The following is a 20,404-nucleotide window of genomic DNA, read 5'->3' as shown; positions in this document are numbered from 1 at the left end:
GGATGAGGAAAAGTGCGTGCGGTTTTCCGCCCGCATCCCGCTCTGACTTGTGAGCATCGATCACGTTTAGGGCCTTGGGTCGACCAGACCCGAAGCCATCGGGGTCTAGAGCGGGATCACGCCGCTCGAAACCGCATTCTCCAACCGGTCGATCACGCTTGCAAGCTTCTCGTCGATGACGTGAAGATACTCCGTCCAGTCGTTGACGTGCTTCAGTTCGGCCTTGCCGTCGGAAATGCCGCGAAGCGCAATCAAAGGAATGCCGAAGGACTGGCAGGCGCGCAGCACCGCGAAGGTCTCCATCTCGACCATGTCGGCGTCGATCGTCTCATAGGCAGCGCCCGAGACGATGTTGGCGCCGGTCGAAAGCCGCGCTTCCGGAACGCCGGGGATGCGCAGCGGCAGCGGCACCACGGCCGGAAGGTCGAGAAACGGCGTTGCGCCCTTCTCGAAGCCGAGCGGCGAGGCATCCATGTCGCGGTAGCCGACGGAAACCGCCTGGTAAACTTCGGTCTGTTCGAGCGTGGCGGCACCCGCCGAGCCGAGCGAAACGACGAGATCGGGCAGGGCCCGCTCGGCGGCGAGTTCGGCAAGCGTGCGCGTCAATACGACGGCCGCCTCGACCGGCCCGACGCCGGTCATCATCGGCTTGATCCGGCCTTTCAGGTGCGGACCGTACTCGGCATCCACGGCCATGACGTAGAGCACCTTGCGTCCGGTAACGTCCTTGACGGCAAAACTCATCCTTCGATCCCTTCGCGTCCGCGCACCACCATCATCGTTCCCGTCATCGAGGCGATCAGCTTTGCCGGTCCGTCGGAGCGGATCGCATAGCCGCGACCGTCGGAAACGATGATCGTCGATCCGGGCTTTGTCACCTCGCCGCGGAAGAGGAAGCGTTCGCCGCGCCCCGGCGAAAGCAGGTTGACCTTGAACTCGATCGTCAGGATCGAGGCATCCGGGTCGATCACCGAATAGGCCGCATAGGTGCCGGCTGAATCCAGCGCCGCGGAGATCACGCCGGCATGCAGGAAGCCGTGCTGCTGCGTCAGCTTGTCGTCGAAGGGCAGCTCGATTTCGACCGTGCCTTGCTCGACAAGTGTCAGTTCGGCTCCGATCGTGCGCATCGCCGCCTGCCGCGCGAAGCTCTCGCGAATGCGCTTTCGGAAATCGGGGGGATCACGGTCGTCCATCAGTCCATGGGCCTTTGTGTCGGGCGGCATCATTATGCCCGCGGGACAGTGGCACGGTCGTGAAGGTCGGACAAGTTCAATTCATGAGCAAAATCGCGCTGTTGAGCGCCGTCGCAAACGCAACCCAGGCGAGATAGGGAAGGAACAGCAGGGCTGAAATGCGATCCCGTTGCCAACTTGCGACGACGAAGCCGGCAACCGCGATCACGAGCGCGATGATCACGATCAGCGCCGACGCTATATCCTGCATGCCGAAGAACAGTGGCGACCAGAGGAAGTTGAGGATCATCTGCGCCAGCCACAGGCGCATGGCGGCGCTGCGCCGATGATCGAGAAACATGCGGGCGCCGACAACGCCGATCATCACGTAGAGGATCGACCAGACCGGCGCGAAGATCCAGTCCGGTGGATTGAAGGCTGGCTTTGCCAGCGACCGGTACCATTCGCCGGGGATGTTGTTGGTGCCGATGAGAAGGCCGAGGCCGAGAACGGCGGCGATGAAGACTACGTATACGATGGTTCTGTTCATGATCTCGCCAGATAGAACAGACTTTCCGTCTTTCCAGCGGGGCCGCCGTTTTGAAGCCATCATGCACCACCTATATCAGCTGCCATGAAGACCTTCCGACGTATCGACATCCGGCCGGCCGGCCCGGATGACATCATGATGATCGCCTCCGTTATCGTCGAAACCTGGCGATCGACCTTCCGCGGGCTGATTTCCGATGCCTTTCTCGACGCCATGAGCATCGAGGAACAGGCGTTGCGCCACGCAAGACGCATGCGCATCGCCGACGTCTTCCATCTGGTTGCGGTTGACGTGAGCACGAACAAGGTGATCGGCTTTGCCAATTACGGCAAGGCGCGCTCGATGCCGCCGCGGTTCGACCGCGAGCTCTATGCGCTTTACATCCTGAAAGAGTTCCAGGGCGCGGGCATCGGCTCGGCACTGGTGCGCAGCGTCGCCGGTCACTGCCGGGAGCTTGGCGGCAAGTCGCTCTTTGCCTGGGTGCTTTCCAGCAACCCGAATCGGGGCTTCTACGAGCATCTCGGCGCCATTGCCGTTGGCCAGGGCCAGGTGAGCCTCGGCGGCGAAAACCACGACCAGACCGCCTATCGTTGGAGCGATCTGGCAAAACTCTCCGGCGACGGCCGTTTTTCGGCCTGAGATCGTCTTAGGCCTAAGCCAACCGTACGATGTGCTGGTCCCAGGCCACTCGGCTCTTGTTAGCCTTGAAGTGGCCGTCATAGGAGGAAACGGCAAAGCCGTGGTCGGCACTGGCGACCCCCGCCGCATCGGCGACGCGCTCTTCCTTCAACACGGTACCGGTTCGTGCATCGAGCATCACCGCCACGCCGCCCTTCGGCGAAGTCAGTCCGATCAGCCCCTCGTTCCGGTTGACGGCGATGGCGCCGACATAGTTCGCCAGCGCTTCCGTCGTGCGCTCGGGCAGAGACAGGAACTTCAGGTCTTCGCCCTGGGAAAACGAGCCGACGAGCGGCGGCAGGTCGCTGCGCGCACCCTCATACTGGCAGGCGAACCAGATCTCGCCCTTCGGACCGATATCGACATGCCGGGTCGACAGGCGGCTGAGATCATCCGGCAGACCGTGCTTCTGTACGAGCGCGCCGGTTCGCGTACCGACCAGCGTCAGGCTCGGCTCCATATGGTCGAGATTGAGCTTGGTGCGGCCAAAATCCGGATGGGTCTCGATGCCGCCATTTGCAATCGCCAGCAGTTTCCCGTCGGCGCTCAGCGTCATGTCGTGTGGGCCGATGCCATAGGTCGGGAATTCGCCGATGCGGGTGAAGTGGTCGCTGCCGTCATAGATGCCGACCATGCCGCGATTGGCGGCAAAGTCGTTCTCGGTGGCGTAGAGCAGCTTGCCGTCTGCCGAGAAGCAGCCATGGCCGTAGAAATGCCGGCCGTCGGCAGCGGTGATCACGATCGGCTCGGCCGTGCCGTCGGTTGCAAGGATCATCGCATAGGTGCCGGGCCTGCGGGCAAAGGCGACGGTGCGGCGGCTGACGGGCGAATAGGCCATGCCGTGTGCACGGGCCGGCAGCGCCGTGCGGTCGATGATCTCGCCCGCTTCCGTCAGCGTCGCGACGCCATAGCTGCCGTCCGGCGCCATGAAGGCCGAGGCAAAGACGGCGTCGGCCCTGGTCAGGGCGAAGGCTCGCTCAGGCGCGAGGCTCGCCACCCAGGCCGCGCCCGCCATCCTCAGGAAACTGCGCCGGTCGATCAGGCCCGTGGCGGCTGTCATGCCATCCTCGCTCATCATGGAAATCTGCAAGCCCTGGGCGGAGTGCCCGCTCAGGGCTGCGATGCAGCAGGTTGCGCGCTCAGAGCCAGCCCCGGCGCTTGAAGTAGAAATAGGGCACGATCGCCGAGATCACCATCAGCATCAGTGCCGCAGGGTAGCCGAATTCCCACTGCAGTTCCGGCATCACCCCGAAGTTCATGCCGTAGATCGAGGCGACCAGCGTCGGCGGCAGGAAGACGACGGCGGCAACCGAGAAGATCTTGATGATTTGGTTCTGCTCGAGGTTGATGAGGCCAAGCGTCGCGTCGAGCAGGAAATTGATCTTGTTCGACAGGAACAGCGCGTGATCACCAAGCGACGTCGCGTCCCGCTGGATCAGCTTGATCCGCTGCCGGCTTTCCTTGCCTGCCTTGCGCGGCCCCATGCCTTCGAGCGCCACATGATAGGCGACGAGCCGGCCGATGCTGACCAGGCTTTCGCGGATGACCGTCAAAAGGTCGCCCTTCTGGCCGATCTGCTCGATCAGCGACTGCAGGTCGCGCGTCTTCTTGGTGGCGCTGGCATTGGTCTTGCGGAACACATCCCGCGAAATTCCGTCGACCTCGCTGCCGGCGCGCTCCAGGGCATCCGCCGTGCGGTCGATGATCGCCTCAAGCAGCCCGAGCATCACGAGTTCGCCGCTTTCGCAGATCTGGCCGTTTGCCTTCTGGATGCGATTGGAAAAATTCTGGAACGGCTTCGGGTCCGCGTGGCGCACGGTAACCAGCGTCGTGCCCTTGAGAATGAAGGTCACCGGCACCTTGACCGGATAATCGCTGTCGAGCTTGGCGGCGGCCGTCATCGTCATGAATTCGGCGCCGGCCTCCTGGTAGAGGCGGTCGGAAAGCTCGATCTCCTGCATCTCGTCGCGGGTCGGGATCTCGATGCCGAGCTGGCCTTCGACGAGCCGCGTTTCCTCGGTCGATGGATTGTAGAGGTCGTACCAGATTGCCGGCGTCGGCAGGGCGATGCCGTCGATCATGTCGACAAGCACGAGGTGGCTGTTCTGGCTTTTGTAGATGCGCAGCATATTGGGCTCCATAGGGCGAGTCATCCGACCGCCTGAAGCCCTGATCAATCAGGACCGGACGGCCGTGAGCGTGAAGGCTCGACTTCGACTGTCGGGGTTCATTGGGAGTTGGTCCTTGTGGTGAAACGTGCCCGCGAGAGCGGACACGGGAAGCGCTTTGCGCCCAAAAGCCTTGATTGTCAACACTGGGCGCTTAAGCGGGATGCGGGCGGAAAACCGCGCCCACGATTCCTCATCCCGCCCTAGTCGCCGTCGGCAAAGGAGAAGCCCGCGCCAAGCCCGATCGCGCCGCCGAAATCCTTGTTCAGCCGATCGAGAAGGTCATTGGTATTGAGCGACAGGAAGGCGAGCTTGGCCCGTTTGTCCTTGTCCTCGAGCGCCTGATCGATCGGTCCGTCGATGTTGCCGGCCATGCCGATCACCGACTTGAAGACGAAGTCGGCGGAACCCGCGACCGAGCGGCTGTCTTCCGGCAAAAGGCTCTGCATGTCGGCAACGTCGAACAGTGTCTTCAGGCCCCGCACGTTGGCGGCGATCGACGCCATGGTGTTGCCGGAGCGCCAGTAGATCGCGAGCTTCGGATGTCCCTTGTCGTCCCTGCCCTCGTAGAACGGCTTCAGCCGCTGGTCCTTCACCGTCTCGACGCCATGGACGAGAATGCCGAGCAGTTCGGTTGCCGCTTCGCGGTTGTCGCGGAACTCGGGATTGTCAGGGCCCGGATGTTTCCAGGCCGCCTGAATGCCATCGGGCTTCTGCCATGCGGCCAGGAACTCGTTGGCGATCGTGTCGAGGTTCTTGGTGATCGCCAGGCCGTAGCGGCAGCGGAAATCACCGTCCTTGTTCAGAAGCGACTCGGCGCCCGTGCCATAGAGCACGTATTCGAGCGCGCCGAGCCCTTGTGCGGCGACGCTCTTGCCCTTGAGTTTGGCTTCGTCCGTTGCGCTTTCATCGTGCTTCGAAACGATCGCCTGCACCTGCTTCAGGCCCGTGCTCTTGCGGTCGGGGTAGAACAGGAACCGCTCGAAGCGGTTCTGCTCAAGTGCCGGACCAAGCCTCACCACCTCGATCGCCGACCAGGCGCCAACCATCTCGGAAAAGGCAACGCGAGCGCCATCGACCGTCGCCTGCGACGGCGCCGCGCAGAGCTTGGCCGTGGCCTGCGTGGCGGCAGCGGTCTTTTCCGTGAGGTTGCGATAGCCGGGGATGATGAAGTCGTCGACGGCTTTGGCCATGACCGCGGGCACGGCCGCCTCGTTGACGACGCGCGGCGAGAGCGCGCTTCCTTCCTGGGCCATCGTCGGGAAACCGGCCGTCAAGGTCAGGGCAAAAGCGAGAGTAAGCGTATGCGTAAGGGGCATCAGAGTGACTCCAGGAAGGCAAGGAGATCGCGGCGATCGCTTGCGGCAAGGGCGGCAAAGGCGTCACGGGCCTTCTGCCCTTCGCCGCCGTGCCAGAGGATCGCTTCGGTGAAATTGCGGGCGCGTCCGTCGTGGAGCAGGAAAGTGTGCCCACTGACGGTCTTCGTCAAGCCGATGCCCCAAAGCGGCGGCGTGCGCCACTCGCGGCCGGTGGCCACACCCACCTGCTGTCCGTCGGCAAGACCCTCGCCCATGTCGTGCAGCAGGAAATCGGAATAGGGCCAGATCAGCTGGAACGACTGCGCCTTGTTGGCCGCGTCCCGGCGGGTGACGAATTTCGGTGTGTGGCAACTGGTGCAGCCGAGTTCGTAGAAGACCTTCTTGCCACGCAGTGTCTCCGCAAAGCTCGCCTTGCGCCGCGCCGGCACGGCCAGGTTCTCCGAATAGAAGGTCACGAGGTTGAGCACCGGGTCGGGCGCTTCTGTGGGGCCAAGGCGTGCCTGCTCGCCGGTCGGCATGGTCAGGCATTTTGCCTGGGCCGCGGTGCAGTCGCCATGCGGGCGGTCGGCGTCGGGTGAAGAGATGCCGATGTCGGTGGCGAAGGCATCGGCGCTCTGTTGCCGCACGGTGGCGTTCTGCGCCTTCCAGCCGAAGCGCCCGAGCATGAGCTTGCCGGTCCTGGCGTCGCGCGTCAGCGCCGGCCGTCCGCTGATGCCGTCGCCATCCCTATCGTCGGGGTCGGCAAGGGCGAGGATATCCGCCTCGTGGATCGCCTCGATCAGGCCAAGGCCGATCATCGGCTGCGCCACACGCGGCGAGAGCGTGGTTTCCGGATCGAGCGGGCCATAGGCGAGATCGGCCACCGAATAGCCTGGTCGGCGCAGAGAGGCCGTTTCGCCGTCGGGGAAAGTGAAGGGCTCCTCGGTGTAGCTGATCTTCAGATGGCCTTCGGCGGCAAGGCCGGGCACGGCGCTATCCTGAAGCTGGGCGCCATAAACAGCGTCGCCGAAGTTCACCACCTCGTGCGCCGCAATCATCCGGCGCTCCTCGTCGTCGCGGGGCGGCCGCGCCAGGCGGAAGAACATCGAGGTTGTATCGACGGCACCTTCCGGCGGCCGGCCGCGCCCGTCCTTCAGGTGACAGCTCTGGCAGGCTCGGGCGTTGTAGAGTGGGCCGAGCCCGTCGGAGGCCTGTGTGGAGGAGGGGGAGGAAACCCAAAGCTTGCGAAAGAGCGCGTTGCCGAGCTTGAAGCCCTCTTCCTCCTGGAAGGTGAGATTGGCCGAGAATTGCGAAAAACTGTCGGCATTGACGGGCGCGATCGAGGTCGCGGCACCGCCGGACATTGCTTCGAAGGTTTCTGCCTTGGAGAAATCGGTCGCAGGCCGCGTCACCGCCTGGACGCGCTGGCGGTCCTTGTCGTTGAGGTCGGAGCGTTCGGTCAAAAGGCCGTCGCCGGCGAAGGCGGGCAGGGCCGTGAAAAGCGCTTGAACGAGAACCAGCGCGCAAAGGCGGAAAGCGCCAGATTTCATCTCAGGAGGATCGGGCCGCGTCTTTGTCGATGCGGCCCGCCTTTTCAGCTTATTGGAAGACGGCGTTAGGATTATCCAGGCTGTCGGAACCTTCAAGCTCGACGGTGCCGAGATCCAGCGACGCAATGACGCGCTGTACGGTCTTTGCCTGGGCGATCAGGCCGTCGATCGCCGCCTGAACGGTGGCGTTGCCCTCGGCATTGCCTTCGCCGATCATCTGGTCGTAGGCCTCGGTCGTTTCCGCGCGCTTGGCCATCGCCTGCATCTTCTCGACCGTGGTCGAAAGGTTGCCGGCCATTTCCTTGTCGAGCGCTGCATTCTTGGCGGAGACGAGTTCGGACAGCGACGGGCCGGTCATCTTCGTGCCGTCGACGCGGGTATATTCGCCGGTATAGGCCGACTGGATGCCGATCGCATCGTGCAGGTGCGAGTTGTGCGTGTTGTCGGAGAAGCAGTCATGCTCTTCTTCCGGATCGTGCAGCAGCAGGCCGAGCTTCATGCGTTCGCCCGCCAGTTCGCCATAGGAGAGCGAGCCCATGCCGGTGAGGATGGCGACGAGACCAGCCTTCGGATCGGCCTCGACCGCCTTGGTGGCGGCACCATCCGGCGTCCAGTTGGCAACCATCTCCTTGAGGTCGGAAACGAGCAGCTCGGTCGCAGCCTTCAGGTAGGCGGCGCGGCGGTCGCAATTTCCGCCGGTGCAGGCCTTGGTGTCGTAGTCGGTGAAGGGGCGGTTGCCGGCGCCGGCCTTGGTCCCGTTCAGGTCCTGGCCCCAGAGCAGGAACTCGATCGCGTGGTAGCCGGTCGCGACGTTTGCTTCGATGCCGCCGGCTTCCTGCAGCGTGCCCGCCAGGAATTCCGGCGTGATGTTGGAAGCGTCGACGTCCTTGCCGTCGATCTTGATCGTCTTGTTGGCGATGACATTGGCGGTGAACAGCGCGTTCTCGTCGCTCTCGGTGCCATAGCTCGGGTCGACATAGTCGATCAGGCCCTCGTCGAGCGGCCAGGCGTTGACCTTGCCTTCCCACTCGTCAACGATCGCGTTGCCGAAACGGTAGACTTCGGTTTCCTGGTAGGGGTTGCGGGCCTTCTTCCAGGCGTCGCGCGCGGCCTTCAGCGTTTCTTCGCTCGGCGTCGCGATCAGCGCGTCAACGGCCTTGTCGAGCGCTTCTGCGGTCGTCAGCGCGTCTTCGAACTTGGCGTGGGCGACGGCGGTGTAGTGCTTCACCACGGCGGCGGCATCGGTTGCGGCATGGGCCGGCTGCAGGGCCATCGCCGAGGTCGCCGTCATCAGCGCCAGCGCGGCGCCCCGGAAAAATTTCTTGGTCATGACCCTCTCCTGTTGCGTCCCCCGGCGCCGTCGAACGAGCCGCAAAACATGGCGTCGTTCAGCCGTCGAGCCATCAGAAAAGGCCCCGCCGAGCCCGCTTCTCATGAACCAAAAGCAAACTTGTGTCAAAGTGTATAGTTTAGAACGCTTTCAATCTGATGCGCGTCTTTTGCCGATCGTCAAACGGCGTTAACCCTTGCGTTGCATCAGGCAGAAGAAGAAGCCGTCCGTGCCGGTGGAAGCGGGTGTCAGCGTCACCGTCTTCATGTCTGCCGACCAGGGCTGCGGCTTGTCGGTGCCGAACAGCGTCGCCCAGATATCGGCGGCCGACAGGATCTCGAATTCCGGATTGTCTTCGCAGAAGCCGTAGACCTGCGCCTCGTTTTCCTCAGGCAGTACCGAGCAGGTGACGTAGATCAGGTGGCCGCCGGGACGGACGAACTGGGCAGCGCTTGCCAGCGCTTCTTCCTGCTGGGAGATGCGCTCTTCGAGGTTCTTCTGGTTCAGCCGCCACTTGGTGTCGGGGCGACGGCGCCAGGTACCGGTGCCGGTGCAGGGCGCATCGACCAGCACGCGGTCGAAACGGCCGGCAAGCGGCGCGAGGCTGTCGGTGGATTCATGCACCTGGACATTGCGGGTGCCGGCGCGCTTCAGCCGCTCGATGATCGGGGCAAGCCGCTTGCGGTCGGTGTCGTAGGCGTGCACCTGGCCCTTGTTGTTCATCGCCGCCGACATGGCGAGCGTCTTGCCGCCGCCGCCGGCGCAATAGTCGAGCACCTGTTCGCCTTCCTGTGGATAGGCGAGATCGGCGACGATCTGCGAGCCCTCGTCCTGGACCTCGAACCAGCCCTTCTGGAAGGAAAGCTCGGCGGTCACGTTCGGCAAGCGCGAGGCGCCTTCGCCGGCGGGAATGCGGATGCCGTTGCGGGCGATCGTTGCGGCCTCGGCACCGCTGCGCTCCAGTGCCTTCAGGACCTTGGCGCGCGACGCCTTCAGCGTGTTTGCGCGCAGGTCCAGCGTCGGCCGGCCGGCGAGCGCCTTGGCTTCTTCCAGCCAGTCGTCGGAAAAGTTCTCTTCAAAGGAGGCCTGGACCCATTCGGGGATGTCGCCCTGCACATGGGCCGGGGCGTCCTCGATCCGGCGCGACCTGAAGGCTTGAAGCTGTTCGGCCGGTGCCTCCGGCGCGAACTTGTCGCCATCGAGCTCGGCGGCCAGCGCCTCGGGCGAAAAGCCCCACTGGCGGTACATCACCGCGTGGCCGAGGGCCGAGGCGCTGTCACTATCCATCAGGTAGGCGTGGGAGAGCTTCATGCGAAGGGCGTCGTAGACGATGTTGCCGATCGCCGAGCGATCGCCGGATCCGGCGAAACGGTGGCCAAGGCCCCAATCCTTGAGCGCGTCGGCGACCGGGCGCTTCCGCTTTTCGATATCCTCAAGAACCTCAATGGCTCCAGCGAGCCTGCCGCCCAAACGCATCTTCGATCAACTCCTTTTTCGCCGTGGTAACGGCGATGGCATCGAAGAGCAAGACGGCCGAGAAGATTAACCGCCGAGAACGGTCTTTAGCGAAGTAGATCCACCCGCCCGCAGGCCGGGTAGAAGTATTTCAAGATCAGGAATTGACGACGCGATAGCAGACGCTGGCAGTGCCGGAGCGGACCATGCCGATCTGCGATGCTGCGGCCTTGGAAAGATCCATGACGCGACCGCGGATAAACGGGCCACGATCGTTGATGCGAACGATAACGCTCTTGCCGTTGCGCTTGTTGGTGACCTGCACCTTGGTGCCGAATTTCAGGCTGCGATGGGCGGCCGTCAGGTGAGCGGCATTCATGCGCTCGCCGGAGGCGGTCTTGGAGCTCAGCGCATACCAAGATGCGCCGCCGCAGCCGGCGCCGGCTGCATGGCTATCGGAAACGGAGACGAGACCGATAGTGGCCGTGAATAGCGCTGCAGCGGCAGCCGTCTTTATCTTCGCTGGCGTCAAACTGGCGATCCCCTCGGTCAAAACACTTGGTTAAAAACTTCTGAGAACCGCTAATTGGGGCGAAAAATGGCAAAAACGTGCTTCAACCATTTACGATCTATTAGGATTTATTAAAAAATGACGAAAATTCAAAAACGAAGATTGTTTGAAATAGTTTAAACGCAGACAGGAGTTCTTTGGAATCAGGGGTTGAGCGCTCGCCAGCCTCCGCACGCGAGCCGAACCCGCCCGTAAACGAAAAATTTCATTAAAAATTTCGAATTGGACCAATTTTCCGGAATCCGGATGGTCGAAAATTCGTTACTAGCGCGCAGGTTGTATGAAATTAGCCAAGTATCGAACGAATATCCAAAGAATGTCACAATTGCGGTGGCCCAGCCCTGGCCATTACTGACGGACTGACTATCGACGTTCTATAAGCATTACGGGTTATGCTATCTGGCGGGTGCCGTATTGCATTTCACTGTCCGCGCCACGCGCCCGACTGCCAAAGCTGTGCAAGCGAGACGCGATAATCCGGAAAGGCAAATTCAAAACCGGTTGCACGCATGCGGGCGTTCGAAACCCGCTTGTTTTCTCCATAGAAAGTGCGGGCCATCGGTGACAACTCGGCTTGCTCGAAAGGCGTTTCCGGCGGCGGCTCGACGCCCATCAGCCGGGCGGCTTCCGCGACCACGTCCTGCGGCGGCGCCGGCTCGTTGTCGGTGATGTTGAAGACGCCGCTGGTGCCATTGTTGGCGAGGAACAGCGCTGCGGCGCCGATATCCTCGACGCGGATTCGATTGAACACCTGGCCGGGCTTGACCAGCCGCCGTGCCGTGCCGTTTTCGAGATTGCAGAAGGCGTTGCGTCCGGGTCCGTAGATGCCGGAGAGCCTGAGCACTGCGACCGGAATATCCTGGTTCTTGCCGAAGGCGATCCAGGCGTCCTCCGCTTCCACGCGCTCGACAGAGCGGGCCGAGACCGGCTTGCGCAGCATGTCCTCGGTGACCCATTCGCCACCATGGTCGCCATAGACGCCGACCGTTGAGAGATAGCCGATCCATTTGAGGTTCGGCGCGATCTGCGTGAGGTCCGGGCTCGTGGTGCGGAACATGGGATCGCCATCGCGACCGGGCGCGATCGACTGGATCAGATGAGTTGCCTTGCCGAGGGCGGCGGCAAGGTCGTCGGAGATCGTCTTGCCGTCGAAGAGGACCGGGCGGATGCCGGCCCTTTCGAGCTTTGCCGCTTTCTCCTCGCTCCTGGTGGTGCCGATAACGCTTGTGGCCGTTGGGACCATCGCTTTTGCGATTGCCATACCGGAGTAACCGGCGCCAAGGATCAAGACATGCATCGGCTCACTCCCGCGATCTGCCATTCGTTGAGGACGTCTTCGTCGGTCTCTGGCTCGCATTGTTCGGCAAATTCCGCAAGCGCCGCAGGCGCGACCAATCGTGACAGCGCCCAGACCGCCATCGCCCGCACCACGGCTGAGGTGTCGTTGACGCGGGCCTTGACTGCGGGCACCAGCGCCTGGCTGCCGGAATTGCCGGCGGCGATCAGCACGTTCCGCACGAACCGGTCGCGACCGATGCGCTTGACCGGTGAGCCTGAGAACAGGCTGCGAAAGCTCGGATCATCGAGGTCAAGCAGGGTTTCGAGCGACGGCGCCTTCAGATCGTCGCGTGCTCGGAGCTTCATTTCCGAGGCTGCCTGCGCGAACTTGTTCCAGGGGCAGGCGGCAAGACAGTCGTCGCAGCCATAGATGCGGTTGCCGATCAGCGGCCGGAATTCGGGATCGATCGGCCCCTTGTGCTCGATCGTGAGGTAAGAGATGCAACGTCGCGCGTCGATCCGGTAGGGCGCCGGGAAAGCGTCTGTCGGACAGGCATCGAGGCAGGCGCGGCAGGAGCCGCAATGGTCGCGCTCGGCTTCGTCGAAGGCGAGGTCCGCCGTCGTGAACAGGCTGCCGAGAAAAAGCCAGGAGCCGAATTCGCGGCTGACCAGATTGGTGTGCTTGCCCTGCCAGCCGAGGCCGGACTGCTCCGCCAGCGGCTTTTCCATCACCGGGGCGGTATCGACGAAGACCTTGACGTCCTCGCCAGCGCGCGCGGCAAAGCGGGTCGCGACTTCCTTGAGCTTGCCCTTGATGATGTCGTGGTAGTCGCGGTTCTGGGCATAGACCGAGATCGCACCGCGATCGGTCCGCTCAAGAATGCCACGCGGATCGTGTTCCGGGCCGTAGTTCATCGCGAACATGACGACGGAGCGCACCTCGCTCCAGAGCGTGCGCGGATCGGAACGGCGCTCGGCTGTCTCTTCGAGCCAGTCCATCGTGCCGTGAAAGCTCTCGTCGAGAAAGTCTCGAAGCCGGGCCGGTGCTTGCGGAATGGCATCCGGCAGGGTGATGCGACAGAGATCGAAGCCCTTGTCTGCCGCCTCTGCCTTCAGGAACGCCGTCAGCTTCAGCCGGCGCCGTTCCTCACTGTCTGCCTTGGCATCGATGCCGGGCACGGTATTCGCCTCAGAAGTCGAGATCCGCATAGTGCGGAACGGGGGTGACGCCGCGCACGCGCTCGGCAAGCAGCGGCCGGAAGGAGGGGCGGGACTTCAGCCGCTGGTACCACTCCTTGGCGCTCGGGGCGTCCGACCAGTCGATTTCGCCGAGATAATCGAGCACGGACACCGTCGCGGCGGCGGCAAGATCGGCATAGGAAATCCGGTCGCCGGCAAGCCAGGTGCGCGTGCCCGCGAGCCAGGAGAGATACTTCATATGCTGGCGGATGTTGGCGCGCGAGGTCCGCAGGACCTTGCTGTCGGGTGCGCCGCCGCCCTGGTCCGGCGTCATCTGCAGCTTGAAGATCCGCTCGCGCACCAGCGGCCGCGTCACATCGGCTTCCATCTTCTGCAGGAACCATTCGACCAGCCGGCGGATTTCCGCGCGCTGGAACGGATCCTCGGCCAGAAGGCGGCGATCCCGCTTCATGATGCCATTCGTCTCGTCGAGATATTCCGAGATGATCGTCGCCCCACAGAGCGCCCTCATACTGTCGTCAACATAGACCGGTAGCGTTCCGGCCGGGTTCAAAGCCAGGAAGTCGCGCCGGTTCTCCCAGGGCTGCTCGTCCGTCAATTCCGTCTGGTAGCCGTATTCCGAAAGGATCAGGCGAACGAAGCGTGAAGCGGCGGACATGGGGTGATGATACAGTGTCGGCATCGATGATCTGGCTTCTCAGGGCTTTGGCTTGGGGGCGTCAGCGTGGCGGCGCAAGCGTCTGGCCACGGCTCATGTGTTAGAGCTATAGAAATTTGTGGTGGCAAACACAAGCGAATCAGCCTTTTCCTCCCACTCCAAAACTTGTCAGGAAATTCTCATATATGGCGGATCAATCGATCATCAGTGCGCTTGTCCTCGGTCTGATCGAGGGCCTGACGGAGTTCATCCCCGTCTCGTCAACGGCGCACGTCCTTCTCGCCGGCCACTTCCTCGGCTTCAAGTCGCCGGGCAACACCTTCGCCGTCCTCATCCAGCTCGGCGCCATTCTGGCGATCCTGCTCGTCTATTTCCAGAAGCTTCTGTCGATCGCGCTGGCGTTGCCGACAAGCATCAAGGCGCGCCGCTTCGTCGTGTCAGTGCTGCTCGCCTTCCTGCCGGCGGCGGTCATCGGTGCCATTGCCCATGATTTTATCAAGACGGTGCTGTTCGAGACGCCTGTCCTGATCTGCGTCGTACTGATCGTCGGCGGCGTCATCCTTTATGCGATAGACCATCTGCCGCTGAAGCCGCGCTATACCGACGTGATGGACTACCCGCCGTCGCTGGCGCTGAAGATCGGCCTGTTCCAGTGCCTGGCTATGATCCCCGGAACGTCCCGTTCCGGCGCGACGATCGCCGGCGCCCTGCTGATGGGCACCGACAAGCGTTCGGCCGCCGAGTTCTCGTTCTTCCTGGCGATGCCGACCATGGTCGGCGCCTTTACGCTGGACCTCTACAAGAACCGCGATGCGCTCTCCTTTGACGATTTTACCCTGATTGCAGTCGGTTTCATTGCGGCCTTCGTCGCCGGCATCTTCGTCGTGCGCTCATTGCTCGACTTCGTCTCGCGGCGCGGTTTCACGCCTTTCGCCATCTGGCGCATCATCGTCGGGATCGCCGGCCTGATCGGTCTGTGGCTGCTTGGCTGAGCAGAACCGACGATCTTAGAATGACAAAAGGCGCGTCCCGGACGCGCCTTTTTCTTTGACCTGTTGTCAGGCCCTAAAAACAAAGCCGCGTGCGTCTCATGGTGAAACGCACGCGGCTACTGGCCCCCGCCAATAACTTTTGATGCCTCGTCGAGGCGCCGGCCCTTAGTGGCCGGAAAGGTCGATCGATGCCGTGGTGCACGGATCGACGCCATAGGCCGGTGCGCAATCCTTGCCGCTGCTGGCGACCGTGTTCGGCGCCATGAACGAGCCAGCCAGAATGATCAGTGCCGCACACGCAAAAAAGATTGCGATCGACTTGCCCATGGACGCTATGCCTTTCGAGATTGATGCCGCCGCCCGCCGTCATGCCTTGGGATCGGGCGCGCGAGGCGGTGTTTAGTTGGTGGATATGACATGATCAATATCAGGACATGTTGAATTTGCGGTAAATGCCAATCGCTTTTCCGACTGCGGCAGAACTGCAACGCTGTTACCGCAATACAACAGAAAACGGCCGCCGGTGGTTCCGGCGGCCGTTCAAAAAAATCGTTGGGCTGCTGCCGATCAGGCGGCGCGGCCGCTACGGGTGTACTGGCCCTGCGGGCGGTAGCGCACCAGATAGGTCGGCAGGATCGATTCCAGCATCGTCGGGTCGATGCCGATGCCGGAAAGTGTGCGGCCTTCCGATACGGCCTTTGTGGAGACGACATTGTCGGATTTCAGCAACACCACCTGGTCGGCGGTAAGCGGCGGCGTGACGAAGGGGATCAGCGACGAAACGCTGCCGATCAGAGACGCGACGCCGAAGGGCAGCGAGACGAGCGTGCGCTTGCGGTCGATCGTGTTGAGCATGATCTCGAGACAGTCGCGGAAGCTCAAGACGTCAGGGCCGCCGAGTTCGTAGATCTTGCCCTTGGCGATCGTGCCGTCGACGGCGCGGGCCACGGCTTCGGCGACGTCGGTCACGTAGACGGGCTGGAATTTCGTCTCGCCGCCGCCGATCAGCGGCAGGACCGGCGAGAAGCGGGCCATGTTGGCGAACTTGTTGAAGAAGCCGTCCTCTGGACCGAAGACGACCGATGGACGCAGGATGATCGCGTCAGGCTTGGTCTCAAGGATAGCGGCCTCGGCGCGGCCCTTGCTGCGGGCGTAGTTCGATGCAGAGGAGGCGTCGGCGCCGATGGCGGAGATATGGGTCAGCGTCGCGCCGACGCCGCGGGCCGCTTCAGCCACGGCACGGGCGCCGAAATCCTGGACCGCATCGAAGGTGTTGCGGCCGCTCTCGAACAGCACGCCGACGCAGTTGATGACGTGATCGGAGCCTTCAACGGCGCGGTCGACCGATTTACGGTAGCGCAGGTTCGCCTGAACGAAGGAGATCTGGCCGACATTGCCGAGCGGCTGGAGATGACCGGCAAGGTCCGGCCGGCGAACGGCGACGCGGATGCGATAGCCGCGTTTGGCGAGCGCGCGCACCACATGACGGCCGACGAACCCGGATCCGCCGAAAATCGTCACCAGCGGCGGAAGGTTGGACAAGGTCATGGGATGTGCACTCCTGATCGGATCGGAAAGAATTGATTGCTACATAGCCCAACAGCCGCGAGAGGTGAAGGCCAATCGACGCCTGCGTGCAGAGCCTGCTGAAGGTTGGGGGCGGTGGGATCAGACGCCTTCGACGACCACCATCTCGGCGTCGGCGACTTCCTGGCGGATCGCGGCGGCAATCTGGTACTCGGGAGAGTTATAACAGTCGATCGCCGCCTGCAGCGATGGAAATTCGATGACGACGTTGCGGGCGCGAACGCCACCCTCCAACCGATGATGCAGCCCGCCGCGTGCCAGAAAATTGGCGCCGTATTTCTCGAAGGCGGGCTTTGCGGCCGCTACATAGTCCTTGTAGCGCTCGGGGTCGCGGACATCGACCCGTGCGATCCAGTATCCCTTGGCCATATTGAGCTCCTCGTCTTGCAGCACGAAAGGCTGACGGGAGTGTTACTTCCGGCAAATTTGGGCCAAGGTCAAGCGGATCGACCGGGCGCGTTGGTCCGACGGGTGTCGCCCGGCATCAGCGGGCGAGCGCACCGTTCATTTCGGCAAGGATGGCGCGGGCAGCCGCAAGCGGCTCGGCGGCTGCGACGATTGGGCGCGCGACGACGAGATGGCTGGATCCGGCCTTGAGCGCCTCGGAGGGCGTCATCACCCGCTTCTGGTCGCCCTTGTCCGCGCCGGCCGGGCGAATGCCCGGGGTGACGAGTGCCATGTCCGGCCCGATGATCTTGCGCACTGCCGCCGATTCTTCCGCTGAGCAGACGATGCCGCCCATGCCGGCGGCGCGCGCCTGTTCGGCCCGGCGCAGCACCAGCGTGTGCGGATCGTATTCATAGCCGGCATCGATCACGTCCTGCTCGTCCATCGAGGTGAGCACGGTGACGCCGAGCAGGCAGAGGTCGGAGCCTTTCGCAGCCTCGACAGCCGCCTTCATCGCCTTCGGATAGGCGTGCAGGGTCAGCATCGACATGCCCATCTTGGCGATGTTCTCGACGCCCTTGGCCACCGTGTTGTCGATGTCGAGCAGCTTCATGTCGAGGAAGACGTTCTTGCCGCTTTTGGCCAGGTCGCGCGCGAATTCCAGGCCGCCGGCAAAGACCAACTGGTAGCCGATCTTGTAGAAGGAGACATCGTTGCCGAGCGTCGACACGATCTTCTCGGCATCCGCAATCGTCGGAAGGTCGAGGCCTACGATCAGTCTGTCGCGCGCGGTTTCGGTCATCGTCTAAATCCCCTGCCAGTGTTCCATCGGGGTCCAGTCGCATGCAACAGTCCGATCCGCAAGGCGGAAAGCGAAGACATTGCCGCCGCCACCACCCTTCTGGTCGGCTGCGCGCGAGATTGGCGCGCCGGTAAGGCGGCATTTCAGAAGTGTGCCGACGCCGCCATGGCCGACGAAGGCAATCGGGATTTTCGGATCGTGATCGCCGAGGATCCGAAAGACCGCGTTCGAGATGCGGCTCTGGGCATCGATCGCGCGCTCCCAGCCCTCGAAGCTTTCGGTGGGATTGGCGAAGAACCAGTCGGCCGCCTTCTCGAATTCCGGCGGCGGCAGGAAGCCGGTGGCCGAGCGATCGTTCTCGCCCATGTCGTGGTGGACCTCGATCGTCACGCCGGCCGCATCGGCCAAAAGTTGTGCCGTCTCGATCGCCTTGGTTTCGTCGCTCGAAACGATCCGTCCGAGCGAACGCACCCAGGGCAATCGGGCGGTGATGACCGCGCGTTCGCGGCCAACAGTGGAAAGTCCCCATTGCGGGACGGGCACGTCCGGATCGATCTGGACCTGCGGATGGGTGACGTAGACGCCGAACATCCCGTCAGTGCGCCCGGCGATAGACCCAGAGCTGCGCCGGCGGAATGTTGCGCACGACGAAGTCGAGATGCTGGATGCTGTAGCGGTCCGGCATGGCAACGACGGGCGACAAAGGCCCATAGGAAATCTGCACGACCGGCCGGCCGACCGGAACGCGCGACAGCAGATCGTCGATCAGTTCGACGCGGCGATACATCGGGAAGTTCAGAAGCGGCACGGCAGAGACGACGCTGTCGAAGGTCTGGCCGTTGAGTTCGCCGAGCGTGTGTTCCAGATCGAAGGCGTCGCCGTTGATGAAGTTGACGCCGTTGAAGTTGGTCTTGAGCTGATTGTAGAAATCGGTCGAATACTCGATCGACACGAGATTGGACGGCTCAAGGCCACGTTCCAGGATCGCCTTGGTGATGACGCCGGTGCCGGGGCCGAGCTCAAGAACCGGAAGGCCTGAGGCCGGATTGATGACGCTCGCCATTCGGCGCGCTGTGACGGAGGAGGTCGGCAGGATCGCGCCGACGGCCTTGGCATTGCTCATCCATCCCTTGAAAAAGCGAATCTCTTCGTCGAACTTCCGTCCGAGCCGTTCCTTCACCTTCACGCGCAAATTCATTGAACCCCTCAAAACCGCTGTCCTCTCCTCGCACAGGCCGTCCGCTCAAAATTCCTCGCCCGGTGATTCGGGCCGGCCGCGGCGGCGGTGATCATAATGTGTCCCCATCTGCGGCAAAAACAAGTCTGTCTGCGCCTGAAAGCGTTCGCTTATCAACAGTCCGCAGATGCCGCGGCCAACAAAAAACCCGTCACGCGCGGGCGTGACGGGTTGGCATTTCGCGCCGCGTCAGGCCCGGCTACACGCGCATCGGCATGAGCACATAGAGCGCATCTTCAGCGGCCAGATCACGGACGAGCGTCGGCGAGCCCGGGTCTGCCAGCATGAAGATCGCATCGGTGCCGGTCAGCTGCGAAGTAATGTCGAGCAGGTACTTGGCGTTGAAGCCGATTTCGAGCGGATCGTGGTCGTAGCCGACGGGCAGTTCTTCCGTAGCACTGCCGGAATCGGGATTGTTGACCGTCAGCGTCATCTGACCTTCGTTCAGCGCCAACTTGACGGCGCGGCCGCGCTCCGACGAGATCGTCGATACGCGATCGACCGCCTGGGCGAAGGACTGGCAATCGACGCGCAGTTCCTTGTCGTTGTTGGCTGGGATGACGCGCTGGTAGTCGGGGAAAGTGCCGTCGATCAGCTTCGAGGTCATGACGATCGAGCCGATCGTCAAGCGGATCTTGGCGTCCGAGACTTCGACGGTGACGACGAGTTCCGGGTTGTCGAGCAGCTTCTGCAATTCGCTGACGGTCTTGCGCGGGATGATGATGCCCGGCATGCCTTCGGAGCCGGATGGCGCCTCGACGTCGGCGCGCGCCAGGCGATGGCCGTCGGTTGCGACGGCGCGCAGTTTCAGCTCACCCTTGCTTTCGACCGTGTGTACGAAGATGCCGTTGAGATAGTAGCGGGTTTCCTCGGTCGAGATCGCAAACTGGGTGCGATCGATCAACATCTTGAGGTCGGTCGCCTTGAGGCGGAACGAATGCGAGAAGCTGCCGGCGGTCAGATCCGGGAAGTCGGATTGCGGCAGGCACTGCAGCGAGAACTTGGAACGGCCCGAGGCGACGGTCATCGCCGTGCCCTCGGCGTTGGTGGCGAGCAGCACTTCCGAACCGTCGGGCAGCTTGCGCACGATGTCGTAGAGCAGGTGCGCTGGCACGGTGGTCGCGCCCGCCTGCTCCACCTGGGCCGGGGTCGCCTCGGTGATTTCGAGGTCGAGGTCGGTCGCCTTCATTTCGAGGCTGGCGCCGTCGGAACGCAGGAGCACGTTCGAGAGGATCGGGATCGTGTTTCGCCGCTCCACCACGCGGTGCACGTGGTTCAGCGATTTCAGGAGGTTGGATCGCTCGAGAGTAATGCGCATGGGATGCCGCTTTCAACCATTGCCCGGCGGGCGAAACGTCCGCCTGAGCGTCAACTGCGAGTGCCCCGGCCGACCGACCGGATAGATGTGGACCGGCAAAATGGCAGAAAGAGCGCCCGGAAAGCAAGGGGTTTGAGGGCTTCTGTCCCCAGATGCGGCACGTGGGCCCGTCG

Annotated in this window: 22 protein-coding genes; 2 read left to right on the top strand and 20 right to left on the bottom strand. The window is 62.9% G+C overall.

What is annotated here, in order from left to right; genetic code table 11:
- Positions 1–105: 105 nt before the first annotated feature.
- The 3 genes from IB272_RS04255 to IB272_RS04245 form a co-directional block, all read right to left on the bottom strand.
- On the bottom strand, positions 106–744 hold the full coding sequence (locus IB272_RS04255; RefSeq protein ID WP_060580617.1) for a 5'-methylthioadenosine/S-adenosylhomocysteine nucleosidase: 639 nt from the start codon (positions 742–744) through the stop codon (positions 106–108).
- A complete protein-coding gene (locus IB272_RS04250; protein ID WP_034805179.1) occupies positions 741–1,193 on the bottom strand; it encodes a PaaI family thioesterase in 453 nt (150 codons plus the stop codon). Before IB272_RS04250 ends, IB272_RS04255 begins: the two co-directional genes overlap by 4 nt.
- A 76-nt stretch (positions 1,194–1,269) precedes the next feature.
- A complete protein-coding gene (locus IB272_RS04245) occupies positions 1,270–1,722 on the bottom strand; it encodes a TspO/MBR family protein (protein ID WP_060580618.1) in 453 nt (150 codons plus the stop codon).
- Positions 1,723–1,806: 84 nt separating this feature from the next.
- On the opposite strand from IB272_RS04245, the gene IB272_RS04240 reads away from it, so the two are divergent.
- Positions 1,807–2,361 (top strand): GNAT family N-acetyltransferase, encoded by a 555-nt coding sequence (locus IB272_RS04240; protein WP_060519651.1) that lies wholly within the window; start codon positions 1,807–1,809, stop codon positions 2,359–2,361.
- 13 nt (positions 2,362–2,374) lie between these two features.
- On the opposite strand, the gene IB272_RS04235 is transcribed toward IB272_RS04240, so the two are convergent.
- The 10 genes from IB272_RS04235 to IB272_RS04190 form a co-directional block, all read right to left on the bottom strand.
- A complete protein-coding gene (locus IB272_RS04235) occupies positions 2,375–3,475 on the bottom strand; it encodes a DUF1513 domain-containing protein (RefSeq protein ID WP_113135480.1) in 1,101 nt (366 codons plus the stop codon).
- Between the two features lie 64 nt (positions 3,476–3,539).
- Positions 3,540–4,529 carry a magnesium transporter CorA family protein gene (locus IB272_RS04230; protein WP_043625893.1) on the bottom strand — a complete coding sequence of 330 codons (990 nt, stop codon included), beginning with the start codon at positions 4,527–4,529 and terminating at the stop codon, positions 3,540–3,542.
- A 242-nt stretch (positions 4,530–4,771) separates the two neighbouring features.
- Positions 4,772–5,824, bottom strand: coding sequence for an imelysin family protein (locus IB272_RS04225; RefSeq protein ID WP_246810313.1), 1,053 nt, complete (start codon positions 5,822–5,824; stop codon positions 4,772–4,774).
- A gap of 62 nt (positions 5,825–5,886) precedes the next feature.
- A complete protein-coding gene (locus IB272_RS04220; protein WP_060580620.1) occupies positions 5,887–7,416 on the bottom strand; it encodes a di-heme oxidoredictase family protein in 1,530 nt (509 codons plus the stop codon).
- A gap of 49 nt (positions 7,417–7,465) precedes the next feature.
- Positions 7,466–8,746 (bottom strand): imelysin family protein, encoded by a 1,281-nt coding sequence (locus IB272_RS04215; RefSeq protein ID WP_060580621.1) that lies wholly within the window; start codon positions 8,744–8,746, stop codon positions 7,466–7,468.
- A 189-nt stretch (positions 8,747–8,935) separates the two neighbouring features.
- A complete protein-coding gene (locus tag IB272_RS04210) occupies positions 8,936–10,222 on the bottom strand; it encodes an RsmB/NOP family class I SAM-dependent RNA methyltransferase (protein WP_034804507.1) in 1,287 nt (428 codons plus the stop codon).
- 136 nt (positions 10,223–10,358) lie between these two features.
- The gene (locus IB272_RS04205; RefSeq protein ID WP_060519659.1) at positions 10,359–10,733 is read right to left on the bottom strand and encodes a septal ring lytic transglycosylase RlpA family protein; all 375 of its coding nucleotides are present in this window, start codon (positions 10,731–10,733) and stop codon (positions 10,359–10,361) included.
- A gap of 460 nt (positions 10,734–11,193) precedes the next feature.
- Positions 11,194–12,069, bottom strand: coding sequence for an SDR family oxidoreductase (locus IB272_RS04200; protein WP_060580622.1), 876 nt, complete (start codon positions 12,067–12,069; stop codon positions 11,194–11,196).
- The gene (gene queG, locus IB272_RS04195) at positions 12,057–13,229 is read right to left on the bottom strand and encodes a tRNA epoxyqueuosine(34) reductase QueG (protein WP_113135481.1); all 1,173 of its coding nucleotides are present in this window, start codon (positions 13,227–13,229) and stop codon (positions 12,057–12,059) included. The genes IB272_RS04200 and queG overlap by 13 nt, the downstream gene beginning before the upstream one ends.
- Positions 13,230–13,239: 10 nt before the next feature.
- A complete protein-coding gene (locus tag IB272_RS04190) occupies positions 13,240–13,932 on the bottom strand; it encodes a glutathione S-transferase family protein (protein WP_034804500.1) in 693 nt (230 codons plus the stop codon).
- A 161-nt stretch (positions 13,933–14,093) separates the two neighbouring features.
- Here IB272_RS04190 and IB272_RS04185 point away from each other — a divergent pair, with 161 nt between their 5' ends.
- On the top strand, positions 14,094–14,900 hold the full coding sequence (locus tag IB272_RS04185) for an undecaprenyl-diphosphate phosphatase (protein WP_034804497.1): 807 nt from the start codon (positions 14,094–14,096) through the stop codon (positions 14,898–14,900).
- Between the two features lie 165 nt (positions 14,901–15,065).
- On the opposite strand, the gene IB272_RS04180 is transcribed toward IB272_RS04185, so the two are convergent.
- The 7 genes from IB272_RS04180 to dnaN all read right to left on the bottom strand — a co-directional run bounded on the left by IB272_RS04180 (position 15,066) and on the right by dnaN (position 20,231).
- Positions 15,066–15,227 carry a hypothetical protein gene (locus tag IB272_RS04180; RefSeq protein WP_034804494.1) on the bottom strand — a complete coding sequence of 54 codons (162 nt, stop codon included), beginning with the start codon at positions 15,225–15,227 and terminating at the stop codon, positions 15,066–15,068.
- A 240-nt stretch (positions 15,228–15,467) separates the two neighbouring features.
- Positions 15,468–16,448 (bottom strand): complex I NDUFA9 subunit family protein, encoded by a 981-nt coding sequence (locus IB272_RS04175; RefSeq protein ID WP_034804481.1) that lies wholly within the window; start codon positions 16,446–16,448, stop codon positions 15,468–15,470.
- A 120-nt stretch (positions 16,449–16,568) separates the two neighbouring features.
- Positions 16,569–16,856 (bottom strand): DUF1330 domain-containing protein, encoded by a 288-nt coding sequence (locus IB272_RS04170; protein WP_034804478.1) that lies wholly within the window; start codon positions 16,854–16,856, stop codon positions 16,569–16,571.
- A 115-nt stretch (positions 16,857–16,971) separates the two neighbouring features.
- The gene (gene pyrF, locus IB272_RS04165; RefSeq protein WP_034804475.1) at positions 16,972–17,676 is read right to left on the bottom strand and encodes an orotidine-5'-phosphate decarboxylase; all 705 of its coding nucleotides are present in this window, start codon (positions 17,674–17,676) and stop codon (positions 16,972–16,974) included.
- Positions 17,677–17,679: 3 nt separating this feature from the next.
- Positions 17,680–18,267: a histidine phosphatase family protein gene (locus tag IB272_RS04160; protein ID WP_034804471.1), complete on the bottom strand. Its 588-nt coding sequence runs from the start codon at positions 18,265–18,267 to the stop codon at positions 17,680–17,682.
- 4 nt (positions 18,268–18,271) lie between these two features.
- The gene (gene pmtA, locus IB272_RS04155; RefSeq protein WP_113135390.1) at positions 18,272–18,874 is read right to left on the bottom strand and encodes a phospholipid N-methyltransferase PmtA; all 603 of its coding nucleotides are present in this window, start codon (positions 18,872–18,874) and stop codon (positions 18,272–18,274) included.
- 238 nt (positions 18,875–19,112) lie between these two features.
- Positions 19,113–20,231 carry a DNA polymerase III subunit beta gene (gene dnaN, locus IB272_RS04150; protein ID WP_034804468.1) on the bottom strand — a complete coding sequence of 373 codons (1,119 nt, stop codon included), beginning with the start codon at positions 20,229–20,231 and terminating at the stop codon, positions 19,113–19,115.
- Between the last annotated feature and the right edge of the window lie 173 nt (positions 20,232–20,404).

The sequence above is a fragment of the Ensifer sp. ENS08 genome, assembly GCF_014852195.1.
In the GTDB taxonomy this organism is placed as follows: domain Bacteria; phylum Pseudomonadota; class Alphaproteobacteria; order Rhizobiales; family Rhizobiaceae; genus Ensifer; species Ensifer adhaerens.
The sequence above is the reverse complement of the archived record's forward strand: the minus strand, read 5'-3'. Positions and strand labels throughout refer to the sequence as shown.